The organism is Vibrio sp. YIC-376 (assembly GCF_052353105.1).
Classification (GTDB): domain Bacteria; phylum Pseudomonadota; class Gammaproteobacteria; order Enterobacterales; family Vibrionaceae; genus Vibrio.
Window position 1 is genome coordinate 12971 of the sequence record NZ_JBBWFK010000002.1, and the last position, 26524, is coordinate 39494.

A 26524-nucleotide genomic window follows, 5' to 3' on the forward strand; every position below is an offset into this window, starting at 1 on the left:
TTTTATTCTCCTTTGCTCACAAAACCACGTGCCAGTAATCCGGTGTTTTGGCTACTGCTGGAGATAGTGACGCCCACTTGTGCCAGTTTCTCAATTTGTTCATTCATGTCTGGACTATCTAAATCCGTACCTAGAACATAACCAAGGATTTCTAAATGTTGGCCACGAGCTTCGGCTTTTTGTTTCGCTTCAATGATGGCAGGAATCGTCACACCGACTGGATCTTCGTGAGAACCGTAGCCAATCACAAAATCAAGAACGATAACGCCGACTTCTGGATCGTCAGCTTCTTTAAGCAAACGCTCGATGCGTGATGATGGATCAATCATTGGATGAGGACGACCATTAGTGAAATCATCGTCACCAAAATCAATAAAGGTATGTGCTTGGCTAACGTTAATATCAGTCAACCGTTGTTCTGGTTTTTTCGCGATATTGCTGTATACATCTGAGAAATATTCTCGTGCTAACATCATCGATTCTTCACACAGAGTACCGCCACAGAATAGACCGCGAATGTACTTTTGCTCTGGTTTCAGCTTCGCTTTGATTTCTTCAATTAGGGGGAGATTAAGCGTGCGTTTGTTAATGCCAGCTTCGTCGATGCCCGCAAGGATAACCGCTTGTAGCGCTGCTTCTTTGGTGGTTTTCGCAAAATGCGCTCCTGCTTCTACCACAGGCGCTTCATCGCCGCCAAGTAGACACACGACAACAGGTTTCGACATTGATTTCACCTGCTCAAGCACTTTGGCTTCAACGCTTTTCGCTGCTGGCTTAGAAACGATGAGTACAACTTCAGTGTTAGGATCGGCTTCAAGTGCACGTAAACCATCTAGCATCATGATACCACCAACGGCTTCGCTCAAATCACGACCACCGGTCCCCAGTAGCTGAGTAATACCGCCGCCAAAGTCATGGACTCGTGCTGCTACTTCCTGGCTACCTGTACCCGATGCACCAACGATACCAATTTTTCCAGTGCGTACTTTATTCGCAAAGCAAAGGCCCACGTTATTGATGATTGCAGTACCGCAATCAGGCCCCATCATCAACAAGCCCTTTTCATGAGCTAACGTCTTTAGCTCGACCTCATCTTCGACTGAAACGTTATCACTGAACATCAATACATGCAGATCATTATCCAGTGCCATTTTTGCTTCACGTTTAGCAAATTCGCCCGGTACCGAAATAATCGCAAGATTAGCTTCTGGCTGGTGCTTTAATGCACTTTTTAGAGTAGTAAATTTCTTTTCTTGCGAACCGCCTAATCCAGCAGTGGCGTTATCTCCACCTTTTAATAATTTTTCAACTTCTTCTAGCGTCTGTTCACAAACTTCTTCACTAACTGCTTTAATAACAACAAATAGGTCACCGCTGTTCGAACTGCGAATTTCATCGTCCAATAAACCTACATTGTCTAATACACCTTTATTCATGTCGGTAGCCATTGCGACAAACGCCTGCTCGACATCTTTTAACTCATTGACTTTTGTAGACAAAGCCATTAACGACACCGAATCAAAATACGTGTTTTTTTTGACTGTTACTTTAACGAACATATTCGCCTCTTTTATATCTTTACTTTATTTTTGCAATAGTGATACCAACTCTGTCACTATTGCCACAAAGTGTGAATAACGAAATAATTTTTTAAATTATTCCAATTAATAAATCGTTATTTATTAATTGAGTAGTTGACGTTTAAATTCCAATAATTCACTTTCATCATCACAAACATCAATTGCATAATTTACGAGTATTAATGCTTGTTGATTTTCGCCAATTAACTCGAACGACTTTCCTTTATGTAAATAATACAGAGCATTGGTGGAATCATGAGTAATTGCATTTTCGATCGCGCATATCGCTTCGCTATGTCGGCCTAATGAACGCAAGCTATTCGCCAAATGGAACGAGTAATCGTACCGATTTGGATCCGCCGCTAACAATTGACGCATCGTGTCGACGGCGACTTCATGCAAGCCTAACTCACGCAGGTAGTTCGACTTGTGATAACGCACAAACGATGAGTTAGGATCCGCTGCGATCCCTAGATCAAACTCCGCTAATGCTTGCTCACTCTGTTTTGCCAGTCGGTAGCTATTAGCAATATACAAATGAAATTCAGCAGGGTTATCACTCAACGGCAAAGCTTCGCGGTAAGCATCAACTGCTTCTTGATAACGGCCCAATTCCATTAGCACGTAGCCGTGGTAGTAGTGATAACCTACTTTGTCATAAAAGTCAGATGGGTTCGCAACCAATATACCTAGAGCTTGCTCGTATTCAAAAGCGGCTATATGTGCTTTGACTTGACGCAATAAGTCACTTTGGCGTTGACGCAGTGCTTCAGCGTCAGTCATTAGCTCGACAATTTTCGTTTGCTTTCGCGCATGTGCATGTTGTAGCGCACTAATACCGTCACGATCTTTAAGGTGTTGATCTGCGCCTGCACCTAATAGAACCTCAATCACATCACCATATAAATAACCACCATCACCAAGAATGACCGCTTCTAGCAACGCAGACCAACCGAGTTTATTTACGTGGTTGACCGGAATACCAGCCTCTAGGCTGACTTGTACAGTACGCAAAAAACCTTTTTCACTTGATGGTAGCAGCGGAGTACCACCAAAACGGTTAACACTAGTCACATCAGCACCATATTTGAGAGTTAGTGACAACAGCTCGTGAAAGCCATTTGCACCCGCACACAGATAAGGCGTTAGCATAGTCACATCGCGTGCATTAGCATCTGCACCCTTTTCCAAGAGCAACGCAGCCATAGCAACATTGTTATTTTGCACTGCAATCATCAGTGGCGTGCAGCCGTTGTCATCACGGGCGTCAATTAAGGCACCATTCTCTAACTGTCGCATCACATCGTTCGGTGAATCTGCTTTGACTAGGTCGTGTAGTGATATTGAAATATTACTGTTCATAATGCTTCCTTTACGCCGTTTCCGACTTTAATTTCTGTGCTTCTAATTCAGTTACATTTTCTTTCACGTTGGCAAAGTGCTTGATGCCGAACAGCCCAGCAAGCATTAAGTAGGAGTACACAAACATCATTGATTCGGGTTGAGCGAATCCAACACCATTTGCGTGAATGAAACCGATGATTGAAAGGAAGGCCGCGATCAGTGCCGCTACCACAGCGCGCAGAGGCGTGTTATTGATAGCAAAGACCACCATACAACCCCATAGCAAGCTGGCAAGCGGTGCACCGTTACCTAAGCCGACCATACCTTCGTAGTAGATACCTTTAGCTGCCAGTGCATCAATTCCCACTTCATACGCGTTCGTGCCTGCCGTTGCCAATGTATTTTTGAACATGGTAAGTGCCCAGTATCCAACCCAAGGAAACAAACAAACAAAGATAGCTGGAACTTCGAGTTTTGGTGACTCACGCACCACTTGGTTGGCAGTAACGATGCCGATGTAAACAAGGATTGGAGCTATAGCCGCACCTGGGATCAAGCTGAGTAGTAATGCGCCCAAACCAAGCAGAGACACCACAAACATGATCACGCCGTTAAACAAGGTGTAACCAATACCCGCGCCCATTTCTTTGTATGCCGCGTGCCCCACATATACCGTCACCGGGAATGGGTTACCTAAAAACGCACCAACCATTGAAGACAGGCCATTAACCGACATGACTTTACGTGTTGGGTACGCATCGCCTGCCGCATCCGCACTTTCAATGTTCTCCAAGTCAAATACATAGTTCGCCAGACCTAGCGGTACTGCTGATGCCAAGTAAGGCAGTGCATGAGGGATGCCTTCAATGAAATCATCTATGTGCAAACCCGGAGGGTTAAAGCCCATGTCAGACAACGACGCAACAATGGCTTCTGGCGACTGTAGACCAAATACCCAAGCCAGTACCGTACCGACAAGAATCAGTAGCAGACCAGTAGGAATTTTAGGAAACAGTGGCTTTGAGCCAAACCAGTTAATGAAAATCAAACCAAGAACCACAAACGAAACAACCGGAGTGGAAAACGCTTGCAGCATCGGGTTGAGAGCCAATAATGTTAGACCAAGGCCCGCAAGACAGGACAGCAAGACGGTGCGAGGCACAATACGGCGAATCGCATCACCAAAGAAAGAGCCTACGAGTAGGATCATCGCCTCGACAAAACACCAAACCAATGCAATCTGAATTGCAAACTGGGCATTTTGCGTGGTTTGGTATACCGGCATAATCACCAAGAAGGTCACAGTAAAAATAGAGGGAGCACTCGGACCAGAAGGAAGCGCCGTTACATCGTCACGCCCTGTTTCTTTTTTCAGCTTGTAAGCAAACCACGCGTAAAAAACACTCGCGCACATCACCGCAAAACCAAATGCTGGTGCCACTTGACCCATCACAAAATCTTTAGGTAAGCCAACCACAAAGAGCAGCAAGCCCATCATGGTTAATAAGTTAGTTAAGTTATTAGTAAATAGGCCAAAGAATGCAGCCCAATCGCCTTTTCGCCATATTTTTTTCATATCCATAGTTATTGTCCTAATGTTATTAACTGTTTTTTCATATCGTTAAAACAAGATTAAAACTACCAAGATTGGATAAGATTTATAAATTAATAAAATGGATGACGATTATCTAAACTTTTAATAGCAGCTCAAAAACACTACGCATTGACACAAACCGATAACAAAACCGGATTAAAATAGTGGATTTATGTGATAAGAGGCAAGTTATTCCTGATTTCTTAGAAGAATCTTTAACGTTATATTTATGAAGCTAATCACACCAGCATTACGATCTGTGCTTACTGGAATATTTAAAATACAAATAGGCACGATTCAATCACTGAATTGTTATCTATGTAAATTCAAGATTCTTGCTTATTTTCTAGAATATGGAACTTTGAACGATTAATTATCAGAAGCTGAAAGATATGAATTGAATTGAGATGAATACCCAAGTAAAACAGAAATCACTTGGGCATGAAAAGCGTTCAAGACAGCTGAGAGTAGAAGCTTTATGTAGCACGCTGACTTAATGATTGGGCTCTGGCTGATGTTGTCGCAATTTAGGTAGACGTAAACAGAGTAATGTTGCAAAAAATAACGACATGACTTGCATCGTCCAACCGCTGGAAAACTCCCCAGACAACTCAACGAAAAGGATAAAAACCAACGGAAATAAAGACGCCAATAAAAAGCCACCGCCTTGCATGATCACACTCAGCGCGTTGGAATGCTCGAGGCTTTGATACCGCTCCAAGGCCAATAACATACAAATAGAAAAACCGCCTCCCAACCCTATACCGCTAAGCGCAGCCCAAAAGTATGACAACGGCTGTGGCCAAAACATCACACCGAGCAACCCCAAAATTAACGACGCTAACATAGCCATCAGCCAAACACGCCGATCGCCAGATTGTTTGATTCTCATCGGCAACAGCAAGGCGCAGCACGCCTGTATTATCGACAACGCGAAGATCAAATGGCTGCTCTGCTCAGGAGCGAACCCTAGTTTCTGATAATACGGAGGCAACCAAGTCACAATTGACGCATACCCACCGTTAACAAGCCCGAACAAAAGCACCAATTCCCAAGTACTGATTTGCCGAAAAAGTTGTGTCCATTCGGTGCGACCGTTCGGTGATATATTTCTGCGCGGTAGTCCCACGCCAGCCAGTATCAAAGTCAGCAAACAGGGTAACGCCAACCACGCCATACTTCCACTCCACGATAGGCCTTCACCGATTAGCGTCTGGCTGACCAATGCCCCCAGCGCTCCACCAACCATTAGAGAAGCGGAATAACAACCGACGACGACTGGCATCTGCTTTGTAAAATGCTGTTTAATCAAGCGTGGGACACAAGACTGTATCAATGCCACCGCACCGCCACAAACAAATGTAGAGAGCAACAGAACCGAGCCGTTTTCAGCAAACAGTCTCAGCGAGTTACCTATCATTAACATCAGCAAAGCCAAAAGCAAATAATTGATCTTTTCTGCAAGAAACGGAAAGCGAGTGATAATTAACGCCCCAGCCCCCATTAGCGCCATTGGAATTAACGTCAGCAGTGAAGTCACCGAATAGCCTAGCCCCGTATCCTGGACTATTTGCTCAATAGAGGGGCCGATTGCCACTAAAAATGGCCTTAAATTCAGTCCAATTAATATCACTATCGCAAATACTCTGATCGACAGTATATTTTTCGTATATTTATCGTACATTTATCTTTAGCATCGAATAAATTATTTGAATAGAAAAATTTTACGTAGTCGCTGAGCAATAGTTAAATTAATCTTTTGAATCATAGTCATTTATAAATCGAATGATGGTTTACTTTCCATATTAAAGTGTTAGTTTTAGAATTAGTTGCTTGGTAATGGTTTAAATTAAGCACTTAATTTCATACGCCAAATTATTGATTAAAAATAATACGATTTATATGTGGATATTCGAGGAAATGAGTTAATGAAATTGATCCACCCCCAATTGCTACTTACTTATATTGCCGTTTGCGAAACAGGAAGCTTCACCCGAGCTGCAGACCGGATCCATAACTCGCAGTCCACCATCAGCCAACAGATCAACCGACTAGAATCGATCATCGGCGATACCCTGCTGATAAGAACGCCGCAAAAAGTCACCCTAACCGAAAAAGGCGAGTTTGTATTGCGCTATGCGCACCGCATCATTGAGCTGAACAGCACCATGTTGCACAACTTAAACGCCACTTCCGAACAAACCATTATTAAAATAGGTGTACCAGACGATCTTTCTGTCGACGTCACACGCGCCATTATACCCTTTCAACAAAGCGATAACGTTCTATTTGAATTTACTTCAGGTCTTAGTAACGATCTTTATCAATCCTACTTAACGGGAAAATACGATATTGTACTTGCCAAACAGCAGATCCTAGGCAACGCCTTTGCATTTCGCCACGAGCCTCTGCTTTGGCTAGATAGCGCTTCTGCGCCAGCTTTCCACCATCCCGTTGTTCCGCTGGTGTTATTCCCAACAGGAGCGTTGTACCGCGACCATATTCTGACTTCACTCGACCAACTGGGCTACAGCCACAGAATCAACTACTGCAGCAGCAATTTATCGGCGATCATGACCGCATCCGCGATTGGCTTTGGTGTGACGTTGTTGCCTCGCACCTGTAAGACACATGAGCATGTCATCGTTGAAGAGCTCCAATCTCTCGCTCCAGCCGACGACCTTTATTTAGGTCTCTATATTGCGGATATGCATAGCCCTGTCTTGCATAAAATCGCCACGACATTGGTTCGTTTATTTGAGCTTGAATACACGCACACTGGTAAATCACATATATAACAGTAGTCACAATTAGAATGGACGTTATTAAAATTTCACAGCCTCTCTTTAAAGCGTTAGAAGTTAAACCCCATATTTGTGTTCAAGTTCACTCCATATTTAATTCTGCGTGTAATTTGAACAGTGAGTTAGGGTTAATTTCCGTGATTAGTGAAACAAAAAGAATGAACCCACGCGCTTTAATGGTAAACGATACGAATTGGTTTCAATATTTGCAGCCAAATCATATGGTTGAACTTATTTTTAGTCAGCAGGAGTCTACCCCTCGACCATACCAACTAAAAATTAATCCGCAGTCTGTGATCCAATTTTCTCCATATTTGAGTCACAAAATCTCGTTAACCCAACAGATAAAGACGACGATCTACAACTATTTATACGCCCACCAGAAAGAAATGGGCATCTACCCTTTACTGTGCCTCAGTGAAAAGTTGGCAATGTCATCCACTGTCACTTACTACTCACCTATGCTGTCAGATTATTTTCTCCCTAAGCTATTTACGTTTATAGATGCGGTAGCGAGGCATTCTTTAGTCATTGATTTAACGTGCTTTGTTGGTTTTGGCTCAGGATTAACACCTTCTTCAGACGACTTGCTTGTTGGCTTACTTTCGGTATTGGATGTGCTTGAACATCCCTACTTTGCCACCTTGCAATCTGCTTGTCTCAACGCAGTGGACAGAACCACTGATGTAAGTCACGTCATGCTACAGTCAGCCTGTGAGCACCAATACAGTCAAGAGATAGTCGACCTATATTCCGCCATTAATAATGAAAAGCATATTGGAGAAGAAATTAGTCATTTATTAGCAATTGGACACTCTTCTGGGCACGATACCTTGTGCGGAATTTATATTGGCTTAACATTTTTCGCGTAATATATTCTAACCGTCTCTTTTATACCCAAGTAACCTCAGGATACTTGGGCCTGCTTTAGTCAGTAAATAAGAGGGACTATCTATAATTAGAATGCAAACAAGTACAACCTTCAGGGAAGATTGTGCTTGCGAATATCAGAGGCTAGGCAATTTAAATTACAACACCTTTTTCATCGCATGTTCTGCACAAGCAGCATCAAGATGGCCACTAGGTGCTCCGCCAACTCCGATGGCACCAACGACCTTGCCGTTAATTTCAATCGGTAGTGCACCTTCCAAAAACAGAAGGTTTTCATTCATATTTTGCAACGGTCGCATAATTGGTTTCTCAGCAATGCGCTTCATCAGGTTGCCCGTCGGCTGCCTCATACTCGTTGCGGTAAATGACGTGGTAAAAACTCTTGGTACGAAGACGTGGCAGAGGAAAAGCAGATTTCGTTGATAGTCAATACATCTGACAAGGAGGCTATTCAATCTGACCCAGATAAACTCACTCAAATACTGGTTAATTTAGTAGACAACGCAATCAAATACACTCCGGAGAAAGGCAAGGTAAAGCTTGATGTGCAGCCCCAAGGAGTTAACTCGGTTGCCATTTCGGTCACTGATACAGGTATTAGCGTTGATCCCAATGAGCATACACTTATTTTTAAGCGCTTATATCGTGTAGACAGCAGCCGTAGCAATACAGAGGGATATGGTTTAGGACTGTCACTCGCCGCCGCAATGGTGAACAACCTAGGTGGGAGAATAGAACTGTCTTCACATTTAGGCCAAAGCAGCACTTTCACGATCGTCTTGTAATAAGTCTTTTGGAGTTGAGCATTTCAATTAGTGGATAAAAGATATAAGTGCTAAGGGTAACGTTACCCCTAGCACTAAATGAAGAACACTTAATGATGGATTAAGCTTCCACTTCTTCGTTCAAGCGGCGGAACTCAGCCCAAATTTCAGCACAATCTTCACGACCTTCCTCAAGGTGGATCATATCCAACGTTGAAGTGTCTGTTCCGTCTAAGTAGCTTCTCAGATGTTGGTCTGAGAAGCCATGCTCCGCAGCATCTACGTGAGTAGAAGCGTAATAACAAGTTTTGATACCTGCCCACATCATCACTGCTACACACATTGGACATGGTTCACACGTTGCGTACATCACACAGTCTGATAGGTCTAGAGTGTCCAGTTTCTTACACGCTTCACGTACAGCAACCATTTCAGCGTGGCCAGAAATATCAGTATCTTTAAGCACTGTGTTGCCCACGGCACAAACAACCTCACCATTTCGTGTCAAAGTCGCACCAAATGGACCACCTGTACCTTGATTCATTCCTTTAAGAGTAGCATCACAAGCTAGGTGAAAGTAATCGTTCATGTCTTTATTGCCTTTTGTGTTACACATACTGTTTCTCCGTTTATTAAACTGTCTTAATCAAGTTAGTTAAGCGTTTTACGCGCACCTACTAGTAGATAACCAATAAATCCGATAGTTAGACCACTGAAGAATGCCCAACTGTTGATCGTGGCAAGGACTGGAATCGTTGGGAACACCTTACCTGCCATAGTAATGATGAAGCTGACAATCAATACGCCTACCGCACGTCGGTTCACACCACCTTCGTGACCACCATCGGTGTCTAGTTCTGGGTAAATAGCGTCAAGGTCTAGTTTTTGACGGCGTTCAAAGAAGTAGCTTGCCAACATAATCCCAGCGATTGGGCCAAACATTGAACCGATAAAGCTGTAGAAAAGGAATAACATGGTGGTATTTTCAACAAATTTCCAAGGTAGGATTAATGTACCCACTACGGCAGCAACGAGACCACCTGTTTTCACGTTAAATAGTTTAGGGAACTGTGCGGTAAGCTGCAGACCTGAAGGCATCATGTTACCGAAAACAACGAAAGCCGTTGCCCCCACATTCATCGCCAAAATAAGCAGCATAACGATATATGGGTTGCCAATTGAGTTAATTGCATCAACGAAGATGGTTGGTTTGTTCACATCAACTGCGCCGCCAGTAAGTACAGAGAGAGAAGCCATAAAGCTTACTGTAACCACAGCGAATAGAGTGTAAGAGACTAGCATACCGATTGGGAAACCTTTCATAGGCGCAGACATAGAGGTTGCGTTACGAGTGAAATCCCCTGTGTTGACGATAGGACCGGCCCAGTTAGACACAAGCATAGAAACGCAAGTAATAAAACCTACGACCGTCACTTCAGTCCCTGCTGCCGGATGGTAACTGAATACCTCACCTAGCCCACCAGCATTCCCAATAGCGAGGAACACACCAATCACCATCAAAACCCAAACAACAGGAGAAGCAAATTCAGAGAATTTATTAATAAGCGCTTGGCCAGAAAGGTAAAGAACAACAGTAATGGCGGTCATGATGGAATATGAAATCGCAGTCGGGATGGCAAGGCCGGCTATGGTGGCGCCTCCCCCGATTTCTAAGAATCCAGGGAACAATCGAGCTAAAACAATATCAAGTGCTTGCGCGGAAGCGATGGTAGTGAGACCAAAAAACACAAAACCCGCGACCAAACCACGGATCATTGCTGGGAAAGCGGCTCCTTTGATACCAAAGGTATCACGGATTTGCATCGCAAACGGAATGCCATATTTTACCGCAGCTCGACCGTTGAAAACATACCCTGCAGATACAATACATGCTGCAATGAGTATTGCCGCAACCACCTGCATTGCGTTGAGTCCGAAGGCAAAAAAACTGACGACTGTGAAATAGCTAAGAATGTTATGAATCGGTCCCATCCACACGGTAATAAAGTTCTTGGTTTCCCATGTACGTTGTTTTTTTCCAAGTGGTAATACTTCTTCCGCATAGCCTCGCGCAGAAAGCCTTTCTCGATCCTGATCTGTAAAGTCAGCAATATTCGCCGAGTGCGCGCCAAGCGCCATATTTTTTCCTATTTCCATCGCCTTGTCCTTTGTCATTAGAATACAGTTGCAACCTTTGATTTATGCTTAATCAAATTAGCAAGCAGAAAGGAGACGATGAAATTATTAAATTAAATCCTAGTTATTATAAACAGCAATAATGGCAAGAATTCCGAGAATAGGAGTAACAAAGGCAATAAAAAAAAACACGCGCGTTTATTTAAGTTATATAACTTTGACACCAATCAATAACCCTCACCGTTTAATCAAAAAACAATCAACTCAAAACTATGATAATCATCACACGACTTTGTTTCGTATTTCGGGTAGTAACCCAACCGATCTTAAATCGAGCAGTTCTCAGTCATTACAACGAGTTACAGACATACCAAGCCCTACTCGTTCAGCGCATGAACGTGGTAAGAATTTAGCCAACTTGTGCGTTATAAAATTGAACCGAAAGGTATTCTTACTGCCTCTTTTGTCACAGCAGAAGCGGAACAGATATTTACTTGCACCACTCACGTTTTAATGGATGCGCCTTAGTTAGAAGCGGTTACCGCAGGTTCTATCATGATCCAAAAATGACTTAGAAATTATTCAATTCCACGACTCAACATAGGCCCATTGCCCCCTATCTAATATCTTCTTTGCTAACAGAGATATGGGATAATGAAGTTCAAGTTGGCCCTGGTTCTTCTGTAGCCGCCTCTCCGTAGCCATGCAGATATCTCTATGACAATGCGCTACGCACACTTCGCACCCGATCCTTCATCTGAAGCGATTACCCGTAACCCTCTTAGCAATTTATAGCCTGTCGCCAAAAAATTCTTTATAGTTCTGTCGCCGATATCGACTGAGATAACGCTCAACGGCTCTCCGGGATTTGCTCAGCAAGGTAGCCGCGCTATTGATACTGATCCTGCCATCGATGACTTTGCTAATTATATCGACAGTGAATTGAGATTTTGAATCCATGTAGAACATCCTTAGCACCCTCTAAAGCTGATTTAATTACTTTAAAAGGTACGCTAATGAGTTCCGTCAATTTCCCTCGGTAGTTATTGCAATGACAAAGTCGCTTGGTAATTAAGGTACGACAGAATCGCTTGGTGATCACATACTGCTGTGAAGTATCGTAACTCAGAATTGGACAAAAGTGATTTATAGATATTGTTACTTCTGAGGAGCTTTGGATTAGAAAAAGTATCTTAAAACCTTAAACGATTGTATGCAATTTGATGTTAAATAGATTTTCCGTATCGCTTTTCTAGCAAAGTTTCTATGTACTCTATAGTAAACAAACTACTTGGTTTGAAATTTGCCTTAATTTTTGAAATTAATGATGAGTCAGCCCCCAAAAGCACAAAGTCTTGACAAGAGTAGTCAAGATAGATACCACACCAATCTCTTTTAGTAGGATAAAAATACATTCCGGCGAATGCAAATTGCCACTGAACTTTATCCGATTCTTTTACGTCTTCGACCGAATAGTTTTCAACCCAAACCGAACTAAAGTCACTGATATCCGCAAACATAGTTAAATAGAAATATAAACTATCTCCACCGGAACTATCGTCATACTTTTGGAGCTTTTCTAACCCCTCTAAGTTCATATCTTCATCAAACAGATACAATGGATCAACTAGGACATATTCCCAGCCATTTTGAAATACTTTAGGTAGTAAATTGATTTCATTTGTATATGCCAAATCAAACCATACACCTTCAATTTCTCCCCTTGGTAAATAATCCATTTCGTACTCCTGATGAATATTTTTGAAACACATAACGCTTTTCATGCTCCTATCATGCAGTCTTTCTAATCGCAGTTCAATTGATAATCAATAGGTTAATAAAAGGGAATGGATATTAGATTGCAATATGAATCATAATTATCAAAAGGCTGACTGTGAGGCTGCTATGGATAACTTTATGTAGGGAAAACTTGCATCCCAAAGATGTGGAATAACTTAAGTGTTAACACCAAATGGGGCACAAATGATTCAGCTCAAGCTGAATCGAAGATGGACAAAAACGTGTATCGAGTGGTCTAGTGAACGTCCGAAAATGGCATAGAATTACCGCCTTTAGCAACTAAATTTCTACTACGCTCTGCACCTGATAGTGATAGAATCTCCGCATCAAAATTATCGAGTAACTCTATGTTTATCCATCATGTTAACGGCATCGACTGGCTGGTGATTACAGCTTTTGAAGAACTGAAACCTATATTCATCGAAGACGCTGGTGCGATCCCCTCTTGCTTCTCTATCGACAGCGAATTGAACCTGATCGATCAAGCCAAGCGTGCTTATGGATATTTGCCTATACTCAGCGGCGTGATCACAGATACCGGCTCTTTTCAAAGCCAGGACAACGAAGAAGATTTGAACCCACAGCTTGCCTGTCTAGTTGAGGGGCGTGGTCGGGTGTTTATCTATCACGGCGGCTTTGTAGCTTTTGTGGATGACGAGCAAACCTTTATTACCCGAATGGACTGAAAAATATTCAGTAAGTTGAAATCGGCGAATTGGCATCCCTAGCTAGGAACGGGGCAAAGACTTGTCACAAATATTGTTCAAGCATCGTATCTAAAAACTCAATATCAGCCTTAAAGAAATCTTTTCGTGGGATATCGTTCAAAGCAAACCAATGGAAAGTTTGTTGACGCACAGGATCAACTATTTGCGGTGTAGCTTCTGATTGCGCGATAAAAACTACATAATGAATGGATCCACCAAATTCATTAACTGTAGAATGACTTCCAATTAAATCGACTTCTCTTACGCCTGTTTCTTCCCATAGCTCACGGACAGCAGCCTGCTCACCAGATTCACCTTTATCAACTGAGCCTCCAGGGAATTCAAATACCATTCCTTTATTACGTCGGAATCTCTCTTGTACAAGAATCTTTCCTTCCCTAACGACAACCGCCATAGCCAAATTTTTCAATCCTCAATTCCTTTTCAAGAGTTTGTATATTGACGTCTAGGAGCAGCCCATCAATAGTAAATAAAGCTCATATTAATACATAAGATAAATTAAGTCATATGGTGTTAAACCGCGTTCACACTAGTGATAGTACTGAGAAGGAAAGGGGCAAAGAAGAGTCAGCATAAAGCTGGACATTAAAGCTGGACATTTTGTGGACATTTATCAAAACTGGGTTGAATCCACCAATGAACATAACTTTGTCAGTGATTTTTCTAAATTAGAGGGAGCGTCGAGTATACAGGAGTTAATTATACTCGGTGAAATAACACAATGTCCTTGGCTATCTAAACTCAACGAATTTTGAACAATGAACAATTAGGATCGAGAAGAAAGAAATAACCTTATTCTTTAACAATAGGGTTCATAGGTAATTCTAAAAAAAGCTCCTAAAGTGATAACATTGCCATACCCCTCCCCCTCGGTAAAATATGACCCACTTTAAGAGCACACTACTAAGCGTTTCAAGCCTAAGCTTGAGATAGGCCAGAATGGAGTTAAACTGGCCTAGTAAGTAGTAAAATTGTAATCTCTATTGATTACCACCAAGCTTCAATTTGCACACCGTAGTTGATGGTGTCGTTGCTCTTATTGTTGTCAAAAGAGTCACCTTCATTGTCTTTCAAATAAGTCGCGAAGAATCGAATTTCTGGTCGAGCGAAGAACGACTCTCCCGTTGAGATAGCATGTGCAATAGTGAATTTTGTACCGCTAAACTTGTCTTCAGAGCCTGAATCCCAAGTTTTTTCTTGGTCAAAGTAGCCTACCTCTAACATGGTCTTGTTGTACGGCGACCAGTTGTAAGTTGGACGAGCTACAAATGAGAACAACTCTTCCTTATCTAACCAGTCACCATGATCTTTCACGTTACCGTAAGTTAGAACATGGTTGATCACGACATTTTCGCCTAAATTCAAATCACCAGTACTGATAAAACGGAACCCTTTTGCATCGCTGACATCACCACTCCAGATGTCATACCAGCCACCACCTTGTGAGATAGCGTTCTGTGCAAGTCCTTTGTCCATATATTGGAGCACAAACTTGTTGTACCCCAATGCGAAACTCTGACTAAGTTCAGCCGTTAACATCAAACCGTTATCGAAGTTTTCAGCGGCGTCTTCTTGCTCATCCGTTGGGTTAACCATTGCATAGTCAACACCGAACTCAGTCCAGGATCCTTCCCATGGGCTAAAGCCAGCGTAACGTAAATCTAAGAAGTAAGTATTCAGGTCTCCGTAACTCGTTTTATTGCCAGTATCATCCCACTCGGCCAACTCATTATCAGCTCGGATAACCGCTGCTGAAATCGCACCGGTATTTAACTTGATGTTTTCGATACCCACACCGTAGCCAGAAATATTCCAGTATTTGGTATCTATAATGTGGATATCATGACGTTGATAAAAGCGTTTACCAGCCCAGATAACCGCATCAGGAGAAGCAGGAATATAGCCCTTCGCTTGAACATTTAACTGTTTAATTCCAAAGTTAGCGCTGTCATCTTTACTATTTTCAGACTCTAGGTTCCCGTCCGATGACATTTCAAACATACTTTCAAAGTACATTGAACGACCTTCTGCATTGAATAACTCTTGGCCTAATCCAATTTCCGAATAAGTGTCAAACTCATTGCCCAAGCGACCCAATGTCGTTTTGTAAAACTCATCTCCTCCCTTGGTACCGCCTCCATCAGCACTGGCTCCCAAACCAGCACGTACGTAACCATAGAAATCGACTGCTGATACTTGAGTGGCGAATAAAGAACCTAAAATAGCGACTGTCAATGTTGCTTTTTTCATTTTAATTTCCTTTTGTATTACTTTTGAGTTATTGGCTGGGTAAATATCGCCATATCCTTTGTTTAGGCAATACTTACCCGTAAGATGAATTTCATCTTATTTTTAAATATTGTTATTCATTGCCCGCCTAAATAATCAGGCGGGAGAGTTATTTATTATTTTTGATAACGATGACTTGATACGGTTGAAGTGTAATATTCTCCTTAATATCGTCACCTGTATTTGCATTTATCCCATTCCCGTGCGGAACTTTCAAATCTCGCGGCTCATTCAAAAAGTTCATAATGAACAAATAGCGAGACTGTTCGTCTTCACGAGTTGCTACTGACACTCCGTAAGGCACGTTTTCAATTGGCTTGCGAATGCCATGTAAATTAGCAAGAGAGATGTAAAATAACTCGTTAAACTCTGTCTCTGTACGTGCAGCGATGTAGTAAGCACAACCTTTACCAAGCTGGTTCTTAGTAATGACTGGGCAAGCATCAAATAGGTCCTCGCGGTAATAAGCCAGAGCTTCTGCCGTCTCTAAATGAATATGTTCCATTAAATGCTTGGCCTTAAATTCACCACTGAAGCCAAAACCAGAATGCGTTTCCATTTCAAACAATACGCGTTCATGGTCATAGAGTGAGTCAATCTCTTCAGCCCAAATACCTAATGTGCGGCGCAATGGGCTGCCTTCTCCACCAGGGAAACCTCCCAGGAAGCACAGATCATTCTGATCAACGATGCCACTCCAATAAGTCGCGACTAACGTCCCACCCTGCTCCACAAACGCTTCCAGACGCTCTGCTACGCCAGGTTTTATTAAGTACAGCATAGGCGCAACAATGATCTTGTAAGGAGTAAAGTCACATAGCTGCTCTATGATGTCGCAGCTAATACCTTGCTGCCAAAAACCTCGATAATGGTCACACACGGTTTGTTCGTAGTGCATGCCTTCATTACGAGGACCTGAAGCATCATCCATTGCCCAACGGTTTTCCCAATCAAAAATGATCGCCACTTCGGCCTGCGTGCTCGTTCCCGCCACATCATTAATTTGTTTAAGATACTCACCGACGGCTGTCACTTCTCGACCAGTACGAGTATTTGCATGACCAACGTGGTCAATCACCGCACCATGAAACTTCTCTACAGAGCCGCGGCTTTTTCGCCACTGGAAGTACTGAACAGAGTCAGAGCCATGAGCCACTGCTTGCAATGATGAAAGCAGATGGACACCGTCTTTTTTGAGCTTAGTGATTGGCTGCCAGTTGGTTTGGCTTGGGGTTGATTCCATAAGTAAAAACGGCTGGTTTTTCAGTGTGCGCATCAAATCATGGTACATCCCGGTATAGCAAGCGAGCGCAACTTCATCGCTGTCACGGTGCCAAAGCGGATAGCTGTCCCAAGACACAACATCAATTGACTTCGCCAACTCCCAGTAGTTGTAGTCGTAAAAATACTCCATGAAGTTTGCCGTCGTAGGCAGATCAGGATTAATCGACTTGAGCGGTGCAATCTCGTGCTCACTGAAGTTCGAGACACGGTCAGTACAGAATCGTTTCCAATCCAACTTAAGTGCGTGAACGGAGTTCTCACCAATCGGAGATGGCGACTCAATTTGCTCCCAACTGGTGTAAGTATGACTCCAAAACGCACTCCACCACAGCTTATTAAGATTGTACAAGGAGCCGTATTTGTTTTTCAGCCACAAACGAAACTCTTCTTGGCAGTAATTACAGTGACAATCGCCGCCATATTCGTTTGAAACGTGCCAGCCTATCACCGCAGGATGTTGACTGTAACGTTCAGCCAATTTAGCGTTCATGATGCTTACTTTCTCACGGTAATTCGGTGAGCTGTAACAATGGTTATGACGTTCTCCATGCAGTTGTTTAACACGTGCGCTGTTGACTCGAAGGACGTCAGGGTATCGTTCAGACAACCAGGCAGGACGCGCACCACTCGGTGTCGCCAGGAATACAGAAATCCCATTGTCTGCCAAGTTATCCAGTACGTTATCGAGCCATTCAAACTGAAACTCACCTTCGACAGGCTCAAGAGCAGACCAACTGAAGATACCGACAGACATAACGTTACAATTCGTCTGCTTCATCAGTTCAATATCTTTCGCTAAAATATCTGGTCTGTCTAACCATTGCTCAGGGTTGTAATCTGCTCCATGGAGCAAGCCTTTTATCTTGGGAATGATGTGTTTTTTATTGTTCATTATTGACCTTTAAATACTTTCAATGACGGTAGTGCGTTACCTTCAAAATCAAACAGTGCTTGGTTCTCCCATGAGTTGCCCATGTCCCATTTGTCCCCGCTATAGTCCATGCCAGCGCCCGTTGACCAGGTTGCCCCATCGATTGGTAACCATGCAGGTTCCCAGTAATAAATCCCCAGACCTTGTTCATTAGGCAGTTCATTCAGCAGCGTCATGATGTCAGCCAGGTATTGCGCCTGGCCCTCGATTGACACACTGTACCCCTCAATCGGCCCCGCCTCGGAGTAGCTATTACCTAACGAATCACCATTTTCAGTGGTAAACGGGAAAGACGTTTCGACTAAGACGACAGGCTTGTTGTAGCGACTGATGACGTCATTCATATTGGCTTTTACTTTATCGATTGGGCCGTGCCACCACGGGTAGTAAGACATACCAATCACATCAAAATCGACACCACGCTGGGTGATTTCATCAAACCACCAACGGAAAAGACCGTTGTCACCCGCTTCAGCGAGGTGCAACATGACCTGAATGTCTTTACCACTGTCGTTGTCATGCACCGCTTGGATGCCGGTTTTTAAAAGAAGTGATAGGCGGTCGAACTCCTTACCATCTTGCCCCCAACTCTTACCCTCTGGCCAAAGCATACCGCCATTCAGTTCGTTACCAACTTGAACCATATCTGGCACGACACCCGCAGCTTGGTGCGCTTTCATCACCTCTGCTGTATAGTCGTAGACTTTCTGTGTTAGGTTCTCAAACGTAAGTTGATCCCACTCTTTTGGCTTATGTTGCTTCTTAGGGTCAGCCCAAAAATCGCTGTAATGGATATCTAGCAGGAATGACATACCGTTTTCTTGTGCGCGTTTACCAAGCTCAATGGAACGCTCTAACGTGTTATTGCCACCACCAAATACTTCACCAGTAGCTGACATCGGGTCTACCCACAAACGTGCGCGGATAGAATTAACCCCACTATCTTTTAATATTTTAATCAGATCTTCTTCATTGCCATCTTGGTAATATTTCCCACCCAATTTTTCTATTTCAGGCAACATGGAAATATCCATACCACGTATAAAATTAGACCTCAATTCTGGTAAAGTAATAATAATATCACTCATGCCAGGATTAATATTTGAGCTATTATCATTAGACGAATTCGAAGATTGACAGCCAGCCAAAGCCACTGCCGCACTAATAAGTGCAACCTTAAATTTTTTATTCATATCTTTCTCTCTAGTATTAGCCTTTTGTACTACCTGCAGTTAAGCCAGATACAAAGTATTTTTGTAGTGATAGATAAAGAAGCGCTACAGGTATTGAAATAAGCACAGCACCTGCTGCATATGTGGTATAGCTTGCACCCATTTTTTCTACGACCAAATTATATAAACCGATAGGTAACGTATAATTTTCAGGCGTTCTTAAAATGGTTGTCGCGAGAATAAAATCGCCTAGCGGTCCCGTGAAAGAAAATAATGCCACTACTGCAATAATTGGTTTTGAAATGGGTAATATAATTTCAAGGAAAATACGAATATTACTTGCGCCATCCATTTTTGCTGATTCATCGAGGTCCTTCGGTATCGCGTCCAAGTAACCTTTCATTAAATACGTGTTCATCGGGATCATACCACCAACATAAACCAGTACTAATGCAAGATGGCTATTAATCAACCCCAACATCTGCGCTAGGACAAATATCGCAATTAGGGCGGAAAATTGAGGGATCATCTGCAAAAGAAGGAACAGCATTAGACCATTTTTTCTGCCTTTAAAGCGAAAGCGTGAAAACGCATATGACGTACATGACACACTGATCAGCGTTAGCACCATGGTCAAAAAGCTGATTTTCAAACTATTCCAGAACCAAGTTAGGTAAGCCACTTTGTCATTAGCAAACAAAGTGGCATAGTGACTCAGAGTCGGGTTCTCAGGGAAAATGGACTCACCCATAATACTGTTACCCGGATAGAACGACGCACCAACCGTCCACACTAACGGGTAAATAATGATCACTGATACCAACAAAATCAGGCCGTAACTCAACGTCAATCTGATGCGATTACTACGTTTAATACTCATATTGTTATCTCGCTTCTTCTTTGAATGACTTGGTCATACGGAATTGCCAAAGAGCAATGCCCACAACGAAAATCGACAATAATAAAGTGATTGCAGATGCAATACCGTATTGCGATGAGGACATCGTCAGTTTGTAAATCCATGACACCAAGATATCGGTGCCGCCCGCGTTGCTACCAATGACAGCAGGACCACCATTGTTAAACAGATAAATAATATTGAAGTTGTTAAAGTTAAACGTATATTGAGTAATCAAAATTGGAGCGATTGAGTACAGAACCAGAGGTAAAGTGATGGTTCTTAACTGCTGAAATTTGCTGGCACCGTCCATCGTCGCAGCTTCATAAAGATCATTAGGGATCGCCTGTAGAACCCCCGTTGTCATGGCGAATACAAATGGGAAACCTAACCAGGTTTGGATCATGATGAGCGCGACTTTCGTCCAGAATGGGTCTGTCAGCCAAGCTTTGGGCTCAATACCAAAGAAGTCGAGAATCACATTGTTGATGACACCAAAGCTGTCGTTAAACATCCCGGTAAAAATAAGGATGGTCACAAAACCAGGTACCGCCCAAGGAAGAATAAAGATAGTACGGATCAGAGGCTTAAATTTAAGGTCTTTCTGGTTAACCAGAATCGCCAACATAACCCCGACTGTGCATTGCAATGTTGATGCAACCAATGTCCAAACGACTGTCCACTGCAACACATCGATAAAGGTGTTACGCCACAAGTTAATTTGGAAAATGTTGAAGAAGTTCTTCAATCCAACCCAGTCAACCAGCTTCGCAGGTGGTGAGTTGTACAGGTTGTAGTTGGTAAAACCAATCGCAAAACCAAAGATGATCGGAAACACAACAACAAAGACTAAAAGGATAAAACCCGGACTTATCATCAGATACGGGAAGCCAGCATTGATAACATTGCGATACTGAACACGAAGTGAGTTCAGTGGGCGGCCTTCATCAAGCCGTTGACCGTTTTTGTAGGCGTCATTAATGCTGAGTACATAAACCGCTAAACCAAATACCACCACTAGCGAAGCAATAATACCTTCTGCGAGTAGGAAAACTGAGTTGTCCTCTGGTAGGTTTTCGCCAAGTGTTACAAGCCCCCACATACCGTGGGAAATAAAATCACGAGTTACTGCATAAAAACTTGTTAGCAAGATGAAGAACATCATGCCTTTCACAAACTGTCGGTTATAAAACTGGCCAAAACCAGGAATTACTGCAAGTAAGGAGGCAGTAAACCGTTGGGATCGATATAGCCCCGAGTTATGCTCAAAATGTTCACTCATGTCAGACATCACTTACAACTCCATTTCGGAAAACTTCTGGCGTCTGTCAGCCCCAGACCAAGATGGTTATATAGGGCCGACAATTGCTTTCGCCAGAACAATATCTTTAAATTATTGACCCATCATTGCGTGGTTAGCTTCGATTTGCATATTGATGCTGTCTACCGCAGAGTCGAGTGCACTTTTCGCATCTTGTTTATTCGTTGCGATCAACTGAAGAGCGCTGTTCGCAGGGCCCCACACTTCATTCATTTCGGGAATGGAAGGCATAGACGTAGCGTGAATGGATTGCATCGCTACAGCACTTGCACCTGGGTCATTTTTGATAACAGGATCGTCCACCAATTTTGTCACTGCCGGAACCTCACCAGTTAGCTCAAAGCGGCGCTTGGCATTATCATAATTATTGACGAACGTAATAAACTCTTGCGCTAAAGGTTTGTTTTTAGAGAAAGTCGAGATGCTGTAGCTCTTCACGCCCATAAATGAACCCATTTGCTCACCAGATGGCAATTTTGGAAGAGGTGCTACACCGTAGTTGATCCCTGCTTCTTTGTAAGGCTGGAGCGCCCACGGACCGGTTTGAACAATCGCTGCTTTACCCGACGTGAATAGTGAATCGATAGCATTGAGCCCATTATTACCAATAATGCCCGTAGGGAATACTTTAGAGTCATAGAACTTCTGAATGAATTTTGCGCCTTCTACTGCTCCTGGAGTATTCAGTAATATCTTATTTGGGTCATAAGAGCCGTCGTCTTTTTTAGCGAAAACATCACCACCCATACCGTTTAAAATTCCGTAGGTGTAATAAAGCTCATCCCATTTTGCCAGCAAACCGTATTTATTTTCTTCGCGAAACTTCTTAGACAGCTCGAATATTTCGTCCATCGTTTCTGGCAGCTCAGAAATAAGGTCTTTGTTGTAAACCATAAATACGGTTTCAACGGATTTTGGCAAGCCGTATAGCACACCATTGTAAGTCAGTGCGTTAATAGAAGATTGACTAAATGTATCGGTAACGGCTTTTTCGACCTGAACTGGAGCAAGTAAACCTTGGATAACCGCCCCACCAATCTGATCATGTGGAATCAAGACAACGTCAGGCCCAGTGCCCGCTGGACCGTCCATGCGTAGCGATTCGACCTGACCGCCATATGGCATTTCAAGCACATTCACTTTAACATCATGTTGTTTTTCAAACGCTGCAACCGCTTCTTCATTACCAAAAGACTTTTGAATGTCTTCCCAGACTAATAAGGACTGCTGCGCCAACGCCATTGGCGAACAAAATAGAGCAGTAACTGCGATAGCAGTTAATTTTTTACTAAATTTATTATTATCCATAAAATTTCACGCCTTTCGTTTTTGGTAAAAAATAAAATTTATGGTGCAAATATGCTCCTTTGTGTTATTTTTTCCATACAGGTTATTCATTGATGTGATTTCAATCACTATAGCTAGCAGTTATTGTGATAAAACAAACAAGTGAAAATAAAATTTACTAAATAAAAGACGAATTAGATCACACACTTTATTTATTATCATTTAAGAGGAATTTAAAATGTCTTCGATCCAATTATCCAATGTCGTAAAACGTTTTGACGATACCCAAACCATTCACAACGTAAACTTGTCGATAGAAGAAGGTGAGTTTGTGGTGTTTGTTGGTCCTTCGGGCTGTGGAAAATCAACGCTCTTGCGTATGATTGCCGGTCTCGAAGACATCAGTGATGGTGCAATATCTATTTCGGGCAATGTCGTTAACGACACTCCCCCATCAGAACGAGGGGTGGCGATGGTGTTCCAGTCTTATGCGCTGTACCCGCATATGACTGTTGCAGAAAATATGGGTTACTCACTAAAAGTAAACAAAGTGCCAAAAGAAGAGCGAGATAAAAAAGTGCAGTTGGTTGGTAAAGCACTGCAGTTAGAACATCTGCTTGATCGTAAACCAGCCCAACTGTCAGGCGGCCAACGTCAGCGCGTTGCTATCGGTCGTGCTATCGTGAGAGATCCTAAAGTATTTTTATTTGATGAGCCTCTGTCAAACCTTGATGCAGAATTACGTGTGGATATGCGTCTACATATTGCAAAGCTACACCAAGAACTTAAGTCAACCATGATCTACGTAACGCACGACCAAGTCGAAGCCATGACATTAGCAGATAAAATCGTCGTGCTTCGTGATGGTAAAGTTGAGCAAGTTGGCTCACCAATGAATCTCTACCATAACCCTATTAACAGATTTGTTGCCGGATTTATTGGCTCGCCTAAAATGAATTTTCTTCCTTGTACCGTTGAAGCTTGGGATGAAACGAGCTTAACAGTGAGTCTAGATGTGGGTCATTCAATCACTTTACCGATAAAAACAGCTCAGGTTGAAATAGGTAAAAATCTAACGTTAGGTATTAGACCAGAACACCTCACGACAAATCCAGATATGATCACACTTGCATTCCAATGTGAAGTGGTCGAGAGACTGGGAGGCATGACTTACATCTTTGGCCAATGTGGCGGCGTGGATGACTTCAAATACCTTCATCATGGGGACACACAAGTACAGCCTGGTGAGTCAATTTCGCTATTTACATCACCTTCCCATTTACACATTTTTGAACCTGATGGAAACGTCATTACATTTGATTCTGTACAATCAACGCATTAACGTTTTAACGCCAAAGAGCATTCAAAATGCTCTTTGGCATGATAGAGCTGTCCGATAAAAACAATATAGGGTAATCTTTTGGCTACACTTAAAGACATTGCACAAAGAGCGAAGATTTCTACTTCCACTATTTCTCGCTTTCTTAACGACGACCCTACTTTGTCTGTAAGTGAAGACAAAAAACGGGCCATTTTGGAGGCAGTAGAGTCTCTTGGCTATCAATCCCCTAAACGCAGTAAAAAACAGTTTGTTCATCATGAAGTAACCAAAACGAATGAGCCAACTGGCGTACGTGATGTTGTTATGTTGAACTTTTTGACTCCGACACAGGAAATAGACGACCCGTATTTCACTTCTATTCGTGCTGGCATTCAAAATCGTTGCTTAGAAAAAGGCGTCGATTTAAGAACACTACATTTAGACCAGATTGATACCAATATAAATCTAATAGAAAACGCTCCGGCCGTCATTGCAGTCGGACATTTCTCCAAACATGTTGTAGATACCTTATATCAAGCTAACCACAATATTATATTTGTTGACTCAAATCCTTTAGGTAGCAAAACCGATGCAGTCTTAATTGACCGGTTGGCGTTGTCCAATGACGTTATGCAAAATATACTAAAAAGCCGTTGTAAACGACCTGCTTTTATTGGCAATAACGAGGAGCGCTTACATACTTTTCGTAAAATCACCAAAGAAAATAGCTTGTACCACGATGCGCTTTGTAAAGTGAGTAAAGAGTATTGCATCGAGTCGGGGTATCAAGCAATGAAAGAAATGCTACAATTCGATGAGCTTCCCGACGTTGTCTACGCTGCGACAGATATGGTAGCCGTTGGTGTTTATCGCGCCATTTATGAGGCTGGGTTAACCATTCCAGGGGATATACAAGTCATCGGCACCAATGATATCTCTTCAGCCCGACATATGAGTCCAAGCCTTACTACGATGCGACTGTTTCCATTTGAAATGGGAGAAGTTGCCATTGATATGTTTATTGAAAAAATGAGTGGTCGGAAATATAACAAGACCGTTTTATTTGGTCATGAATTCATATGGCGAGACAGTTTTAAAATTAACTAACTGCGAGCTAATTTATGATTCTTCAATACATCACGGATGATAAGATTGACTTAATAAATTTGTAGATGGATCATAATCACAATTATCTAAGTAAATTTACTTAGATAATTTATCCAAAATCACAACTACGTAAATCACCTTATAAAAATAATCACTAACACTTTTATATATCACCTCAACACTAAAATCGGTTGCTATATTATTTACGTTTAAAAATAATCAAAACGTGAATATATAAAGACGGTGAAACGATGAACAATACCCTAAAAACACTAGCTATCTTCGGCTCATTAGTGACCTCAAACTATTCTCACGCTTTTATTAAAGGTGCGGATATTAGTTGGATAACTCAGATGGAAGACAGTGGCTACGAGTTCTACAACGATTGGGGCTATCGACAAGATGTCCTTTCAATATTACGAGACCATGGCATGAACGCAGTGCGTCTTCGTGTCTGGGTTAATCCCAGTGATGGTTATTACAGCTCACTGAATGATGTAATTGTCAAAGCGCAGTGGGCCAAAGACGCGAATATGGATGTGATGATTGACTTCCACTATAGCAACACTTGGGCCGATCCAGGCAACCAATGGAAACCAGCAGAATGGCAACAACTGAGCTTCGAAGATTTAATGGGACAGGTATGGTCATACACTAGAGACTCACTCAACACCTTAAAAGCTGCTGGTATAACACCAAAATGGATTCAAGTCGGAAATGAAACCAACAACGGAATGCTATGGAATGAAGGAATGGCTTCAAGCAACATGCGTAATTATGCATGGTTGTTTAATAGCGGACGCAACGCAGCCAAAGAAGTATTCCCAGATGCTAAGGTCATCGTCCATTTAGCCAACTGTCACAACAATGCTAATTTCCGATGGATTCTTGATGGCTTACAATCCAACAGTGCTTGGTGGGATGTTATTGGCGCATCTTCCTATCCCAAGAATGCTACTGGCCTTACTTGGCAAGAAGCAAACAATCAATGCCTCTCTAATCTCAATGATATGGTCGAGCGCTACGGAACGGAAGTGATGATCACTGAAATTGGTGTGCCTTGGGATGAGCCTCAAGCAAAGACTATCGTTGCCGATATGATCCAAAAAGTACGTAGTGTTAATCAAGATAAAGGCATTGGGATTTTCTATTGGGAGCCACAGGCATATAGTTGGCAAGGTTATACCTTGGGTGCATGGGATCCAAATACGCGCCAGCCTACTCAAGCGCTTGATGCTTTTCTTGAGTAACTATGGACTTATCTAACTTTTCA

At 42.5% G+C, this 26524-nt stretch carries 20 protein-coding genes and 4 pseudogenes; 8 read left to right on the plus strand and 16 right to left on the minus strand.

Annotated elements, in window-relative coordinates:
- Positions 1-2: 2 nt before the first annotated feature.
- The 4 genes from fdrA to WJM94_RS04350 all read right to left on the minus strand — a co-directional run bounded on the left by fdrA (position 3) and on the right by WJM94_RS04350 (position 6115).
- On the minus strand, positions 3-1559 hold the full coding sequence (gene fdrA, locus WJM94_RS04335; RefSeq protein ID WP_444493018.1) for an acyl-CoA synthetase FdrA: 1557 nt from the start codon (positions 1557-1559) through the stop codon (positions 3-5).
- 123 nt (positions 1560-1682) lie between these two features.
- On the minus strand, positions 1683-2942 hold the full coding sequence (locus WJM94_RS04340) for an ankyrin repeat domain-containing protein (RefSeq protein ID WP_444493019.1): 1260 nt from the start codon (positions 2940-2942) through the stop codon (positions 1683-1685).
- A gap of 10 nt (positions 2943-2952) precedes the next feature.
- Positions 2953-4506: a xanthine permease gene (locus tag WJM94_RS04345; protein ID WP_444493020.1), complete on the minus strand. Its 1554-nt coding sequence runs from the start codon at positions 4504-4506 to the stop codon at positions 2953-2955.
- Positions 4507-5011: 505 nt separating this feature from the next.
- Positions 5012-6115 (minus strand): MFS transporter, encoded by a 1104-nt coding sequence (locus WJM94_RS04350; protein ID WP_444493021.1) that lies wholly within the window; start codon positions 6113-6115, stop codon positions 5012-5014.
- Between the two features lie 331 nt (positions 6116-6446).
- Between WJM94_RS04350 and WJM94_RS04355 the strand changes: the two genes are divergently transcribed.
- Together WJM94_RS04355 and WJM94_RS04360 are read left to right on the plus strand one after the other, a co-directional pair.
- Complete coding sequence (locus WJM94_RS04355; RefSeq protein ID WP_444493022.1) at positions 6447-7316, plus strand: LysR family transcriptional regulator; 870 nt, start codon at positions 6447-6449, stop codon at positions 7314-7316.
- A 17-nt stretch (positions 7317-7333) separates the two neighbouring features.
- Positions 7334-8194: a DUF2877 domain-containing protein gene (locus WJM94_RS04360; protein WP_444493023.1), complete on the plus strand. Its 861-nt coding sequence runs from the start codon at positions 7334-7336 to the stop codon at positions 8192-8194.
- A gap of 156 nt (positions 8195-8350) precedes the next feature.
- Here WJM94_RS04360 and WJM94_RS04365 read toward each other — a convergent pair.
- Positions 8351-8581 (minus strand): annotated as a pseudogene (locus tag WJM94_RS04365) (GlcG/HbpS family heme-binding protein); the annotation flags it as partial.
- A 12-nt stretch (positions 8582-8593) separates the two neighbouring features.
- Here WJM94_RS04365 and WJM94_RS04370 point away from each other — a divergent pair.
- Positions 8594-8998: pseudogene (locus WJM94_RS04370) on the plus strand (sensor histidine kinase); the annotation flags it as partial.
- A 100-nt stretch (positions 8999-9098) separates the two neighbouring features.
- Here the strand turns inward: WJM94_RS04370 and WJM94_RS04375 are convergent.
- Positions 9099-9593, minus strand: coding sequence for a nucleoside deaminase (locus WJM94_RS04375; RefSeq protein WP_444493024.1), 495 nt, complete (start codon positions 9591-9593; stop codon positions 9099-9101).
- A gap of 35 nt (positions 9594-9628) precedes the next feature.
- Entirely contained in the window at positions 9629-11134 is a 1506-nt protein-coding gene (locus WJM94_RS04380) for a cytosine permease (RefSeq protein ID WP_444493025.1), read from the minus strand.
- Between the two features lie 681 nt (positions 11135-11815).
- On the opposite strand from WJM94_RS04380, the pseudogene WJM94_RS04385 reads away from it, so the two are divergent.
- Positions 11816-11908, plus strand: a pseudogene (locus tag WJM94_RS04385) (integrase); the annotation flags it as partial.
- 18 nt (positions 11909-11926) lie between these two features.
- Here WJM94_RS04385 and WJM94_RS04390 read toward each other — a convergent pair.
- Together WJM94_RS04390 and WJM94_RS04395 are read right to left on the minus strand one after the other, a co-directional pair.
- A pseudogene (locus tag WJM94_RS04390) lies at positions 11927-12082 on the minus strand (ISNCY family transposase); the annotation flags it as partial.
- A 257-nt stretch (positions 12083-12339) separates the two neighbouring features.
- A complete protein-coding gene (locus WJM94_RS04395) occupies positions 12340-12852 on the minus strand; it encodes a hypothetical protein (RefSeq protein WP_444493026.1) in 513 nt (170 codons plus the stop codon).
- Positions 12853-13260: 408 nt separating this feature from the next.
- Here WJM94_RS04395 and WJM94_RS04400 point away from each other — a divergent pair, with 408 nt between their 5' ends.
- Positions 13261-13599: a cytosolic protein gene (locus tag WJM94_RS04400; RefSeq protein ID WP_118121004.1), complete on the plus strand. Its 339-nt coding sequence runs from the start codon at positions 13261-13263 to the stop codon at positions 13597-13599.
- A 64-nt stretch (positions 13600-13663) separates the two neighbouring features.
- On the opposite strand, the gene WJM94_RS04405 is transcribed toward WJM94_RS04400, so the two are convergent.
- The 7 genes from WJM94_RS04405 to WJM94_RS04435 all read right to left on the minus strand — a co-directional run bounded on the left by WJM94_RS04405 (position 13664) and on the right by WJM94_RS04435 (position 22844).
- The gene (locus tag WJM94_RS04405; protein WP_065303806.1) at positions 13664-14050 is read right to left on the minus strand and encodes an NUDIX hydrolase; all 387 of its coding nucleotides are present in this window, start codon (positions 14048-14050) and stop codon (positions 13664-13666) included.
- Between the two features lie 578 nt (positions 14051-14628).
- On the minus strand, positions 14629-15891 hold the full coding sequence (locus WJM94_RS04410) for a maltoporin (RefSeq protein ID WP_444493027.1): 1263 nt from the start codon (positions 15889-15891) through the stop codon (positions 14629-14631).
- A gap of 148 nt (positions 15892-16039) precedes the next feature.
- Positions 16040-18106: a beta-galactosidase gene (locus WJM94_RS04415; RefSeq protein ID WP_444493028.1), complete on the minus strand. Its 2067-nt coding sequence runs from the start codon at positions 18104-18106 to the stop codon at positions 16040-16042.
- Positions 18106-19338 carry a glycoside hydrolase family 53 protein gene (locus WJM94_RS04420; protein WP_444493029.1) on the minus strand — a complete coding sequence of 411 codons (1233 nt, stop codon included), beginning with the start codon at positions 19336-19338 and terminating at the stop codon, positions 18106-18108. The genes WJM94_RS04415 and WJM94_RS04420 overlap by 1 nt, the downstream gene beginning before the upstream one ends.
- A 16-nt stretch (positions 19339-19354) precedes the next feature.
- A complete protein-coding gene (locus WJM94_RS04425) occupies positions 19355-20197 on the minus strand; it encodes a sugar ABC transporter permease (RefSeq protein ID WP_110176712.1) in 843 nt (280 codons plus the stop codon).
- Positions 20198-20201: 4 nt separating this feature from the next.
- Complete coding sequence (locus WJM94_RS04430) at positions 20202-21506, minus strand: ABC transporter permease subunit (protein WP_444493030.1); 1305 nt, start codon at positions 21504-21506, stop codon at positions 20202-20204.
- Between the two features lie 102 nt (positions 21507-21608).
- Complete coding sequence (locus WJM94_RS04435) at positions 21609-22844, minus strand: extracellular solute-binding protein (protein ID WP_317388456.1); 1236 nt, start codon at positions 22842-22844, stop codon at positions 21609-21611.
- A gap of 217 nt (positions 22845-23061) precedes the next feature.
- Between WJM94_RS04435 and WJM94_RS04440 the strand changes: the two genes are divergently transcribed.
- The 3 genes from WJM94_RS04440 to WJM94_RS04450 all read left to right on the plus strand — a co-directional run bounded on the left by WJM94_RS04440 (position 23062) and on the right by WJM94_RS04450 (position 26501).
- A complete protein-coding gene (locus tag WJM94_RS04440; RefSeq protein ID WP_444493031.1) occupies positions 23062-24165 on the plus strand; it encodes an ABC transporter ATP-binding protein in 1104 nt (367 codons plus the stop codon).
- A gap of 78 nt (positions 24166-24243) precedes the next feature.
- Positions 24244-25251: a LacI family DNA-binding transcriptional regulator gene (locus WJM94_RS04445; RefSeq protein ID WP_444493032.1), complete on the plus strand. Its 1008-nt coding sequence runs from the start codon at positions 24244-24246 to the stop codon at positions 25249-25251.
- A gap of 251 nt (positions 25252-25502) precedes the next feature.
- On the plus strand, positions 25503-26501 hold the full coding sequence (locus WJM94_RS04450) for a glycoside hydrolase family 53 protein (protein WP_444493033.1): 999 nt from the start codon (positions 25503-25505) through the stop codon (positions 26499-26501).
- Positions 26502-26524 lie beyond the last annotated feature (23 nt).

What these genes read in the sequence shown, in the direction of transcription:
- WJM94_RS04360 (WP_444493023.1), top strand. Translation starts at nt 7,334, where the DNA reads ATGGACGTTATTAAAATTTCACAGCCTCTCTTTAAAGCGTTAGAAGTT.
- WJM94_RS04355 (WP_444493022.1), top strand. Translation starts at nt 6,447, where the DNA reads ATGAAATTGATCCACCCCCAATTGCTACTTACTTATATTGCCGTTTGC.
- WJM94_RS04430 (WP_444493030.1), bottom strand. Translation starts at nt 21,506, where the DNA reads ATGTCTGACATGAGTGAACATTTTGAGCATAACTCGGGGCTATATCGA.
- WJM94_RS04420 (WP_444493029.1), bottom strand. Translation starts at nt 19,338, where the DNA reads ATGAATAAAAAATTTAAGGTTGCACTTATTAGTGCGGCAGTGGCTTTG.
- WJM94_RS04415 (WP_444493028.1), bottom strand. Translation starts at nt 18,106, where the DNA reads ATGAACAATAAAAAACACATCATTCCCAAGATAAAAGGCTTGCTCCAT.
- WJM94_RS04425 (WP_110176712.1), bottom strand. Translation starts at nt 20,197, where the DNA reads ATGAGTATTAAACGTAGTAATCGCATCAGATTGACGTTGAGTTACGGC.
- WJM94_RS04435 (WP_317388456.1), bottom strand. Translation starts at nt 22,844, where the DNA reads ATGGATAATAATAAATTTAGTAAAAAATTAACTGCTATCGCAGTTACT.
- WJM94_RS04345 (WP_444493020.1), bottom strand. Translation starts at nt 4,506, where the DNA reads ATGGATATGAAAAAAATATGGCGAAAAGGCGATTGGGCTGCATTCTTT.
- fdrA (WP_444493018.1), bottom strand. Translation starts at nt 1,559, where the DNA reads ATGTTCGTTAAAGTAACAGTCAAAAAAAACACGTATTTTGATTCGGTG.
- WJM94_RS04410 (WP_444493027.1), bottom strand. Translation starts at nt 15,891, where the DNA reads ATGAAAAAAGCAACATTGACAGTCGCTATTTTAGGTTCTTTATTCGCC.
- WJM94_RS04395 (WP_444493026.1), bottom strand. Translation starts at nt 12,852, where the DNA reads ATGGATTATTTACCAAGGGGAGAAATTGAAGGTGTATGGTTTGATTTG.
- WJM94_RS04450 (WP_444493033.1), top strand. Translation starts at nt 25,503, where the DNA reads ATGAACAATACCCTAAAAACACTAGCTATCTTCGGCTCATTAGTGACC.
- WJM94_RS04440 (WP_444493031.1), top strand. Translation starts at nt 23,062, where the DNA reads ATGTCTTCGATCCAATTATCCAATGTCGTAAAACGTTTTGACGATACC.
- WJM94_RS04400 (WP_118121004.1), top strand. Translation starts at nt 13,261, where the DNA reads ATGTTTATCCATCATGTTAACGGCATCGACTGGCTGGTGATTACAGCT.
- WJM94_RS04340 (WP_444493019.1), bottom strand. Translation starts at nt 2,942, where the DNA reads ATGAACAGTAATATTTCAATATCACTACACGACCTAGTCAAAGCAGAT.
- WJM94_RS04380 (WP_444493025.1), bottom strand. Translation starts at nt 11,134, where the DNA reads ATGGAAATAGGAAAAAATATGGCGCTTGGCGCGCACTCGGCGAATATT.
- WJM94_RS04375 (WP_444493024.1), bottom strand. Translation starts at nt 9,593, where the DNA reads ATGTGTAACACAAAAGGCAATAAAGACATGAACGATTACTTTCACCTA.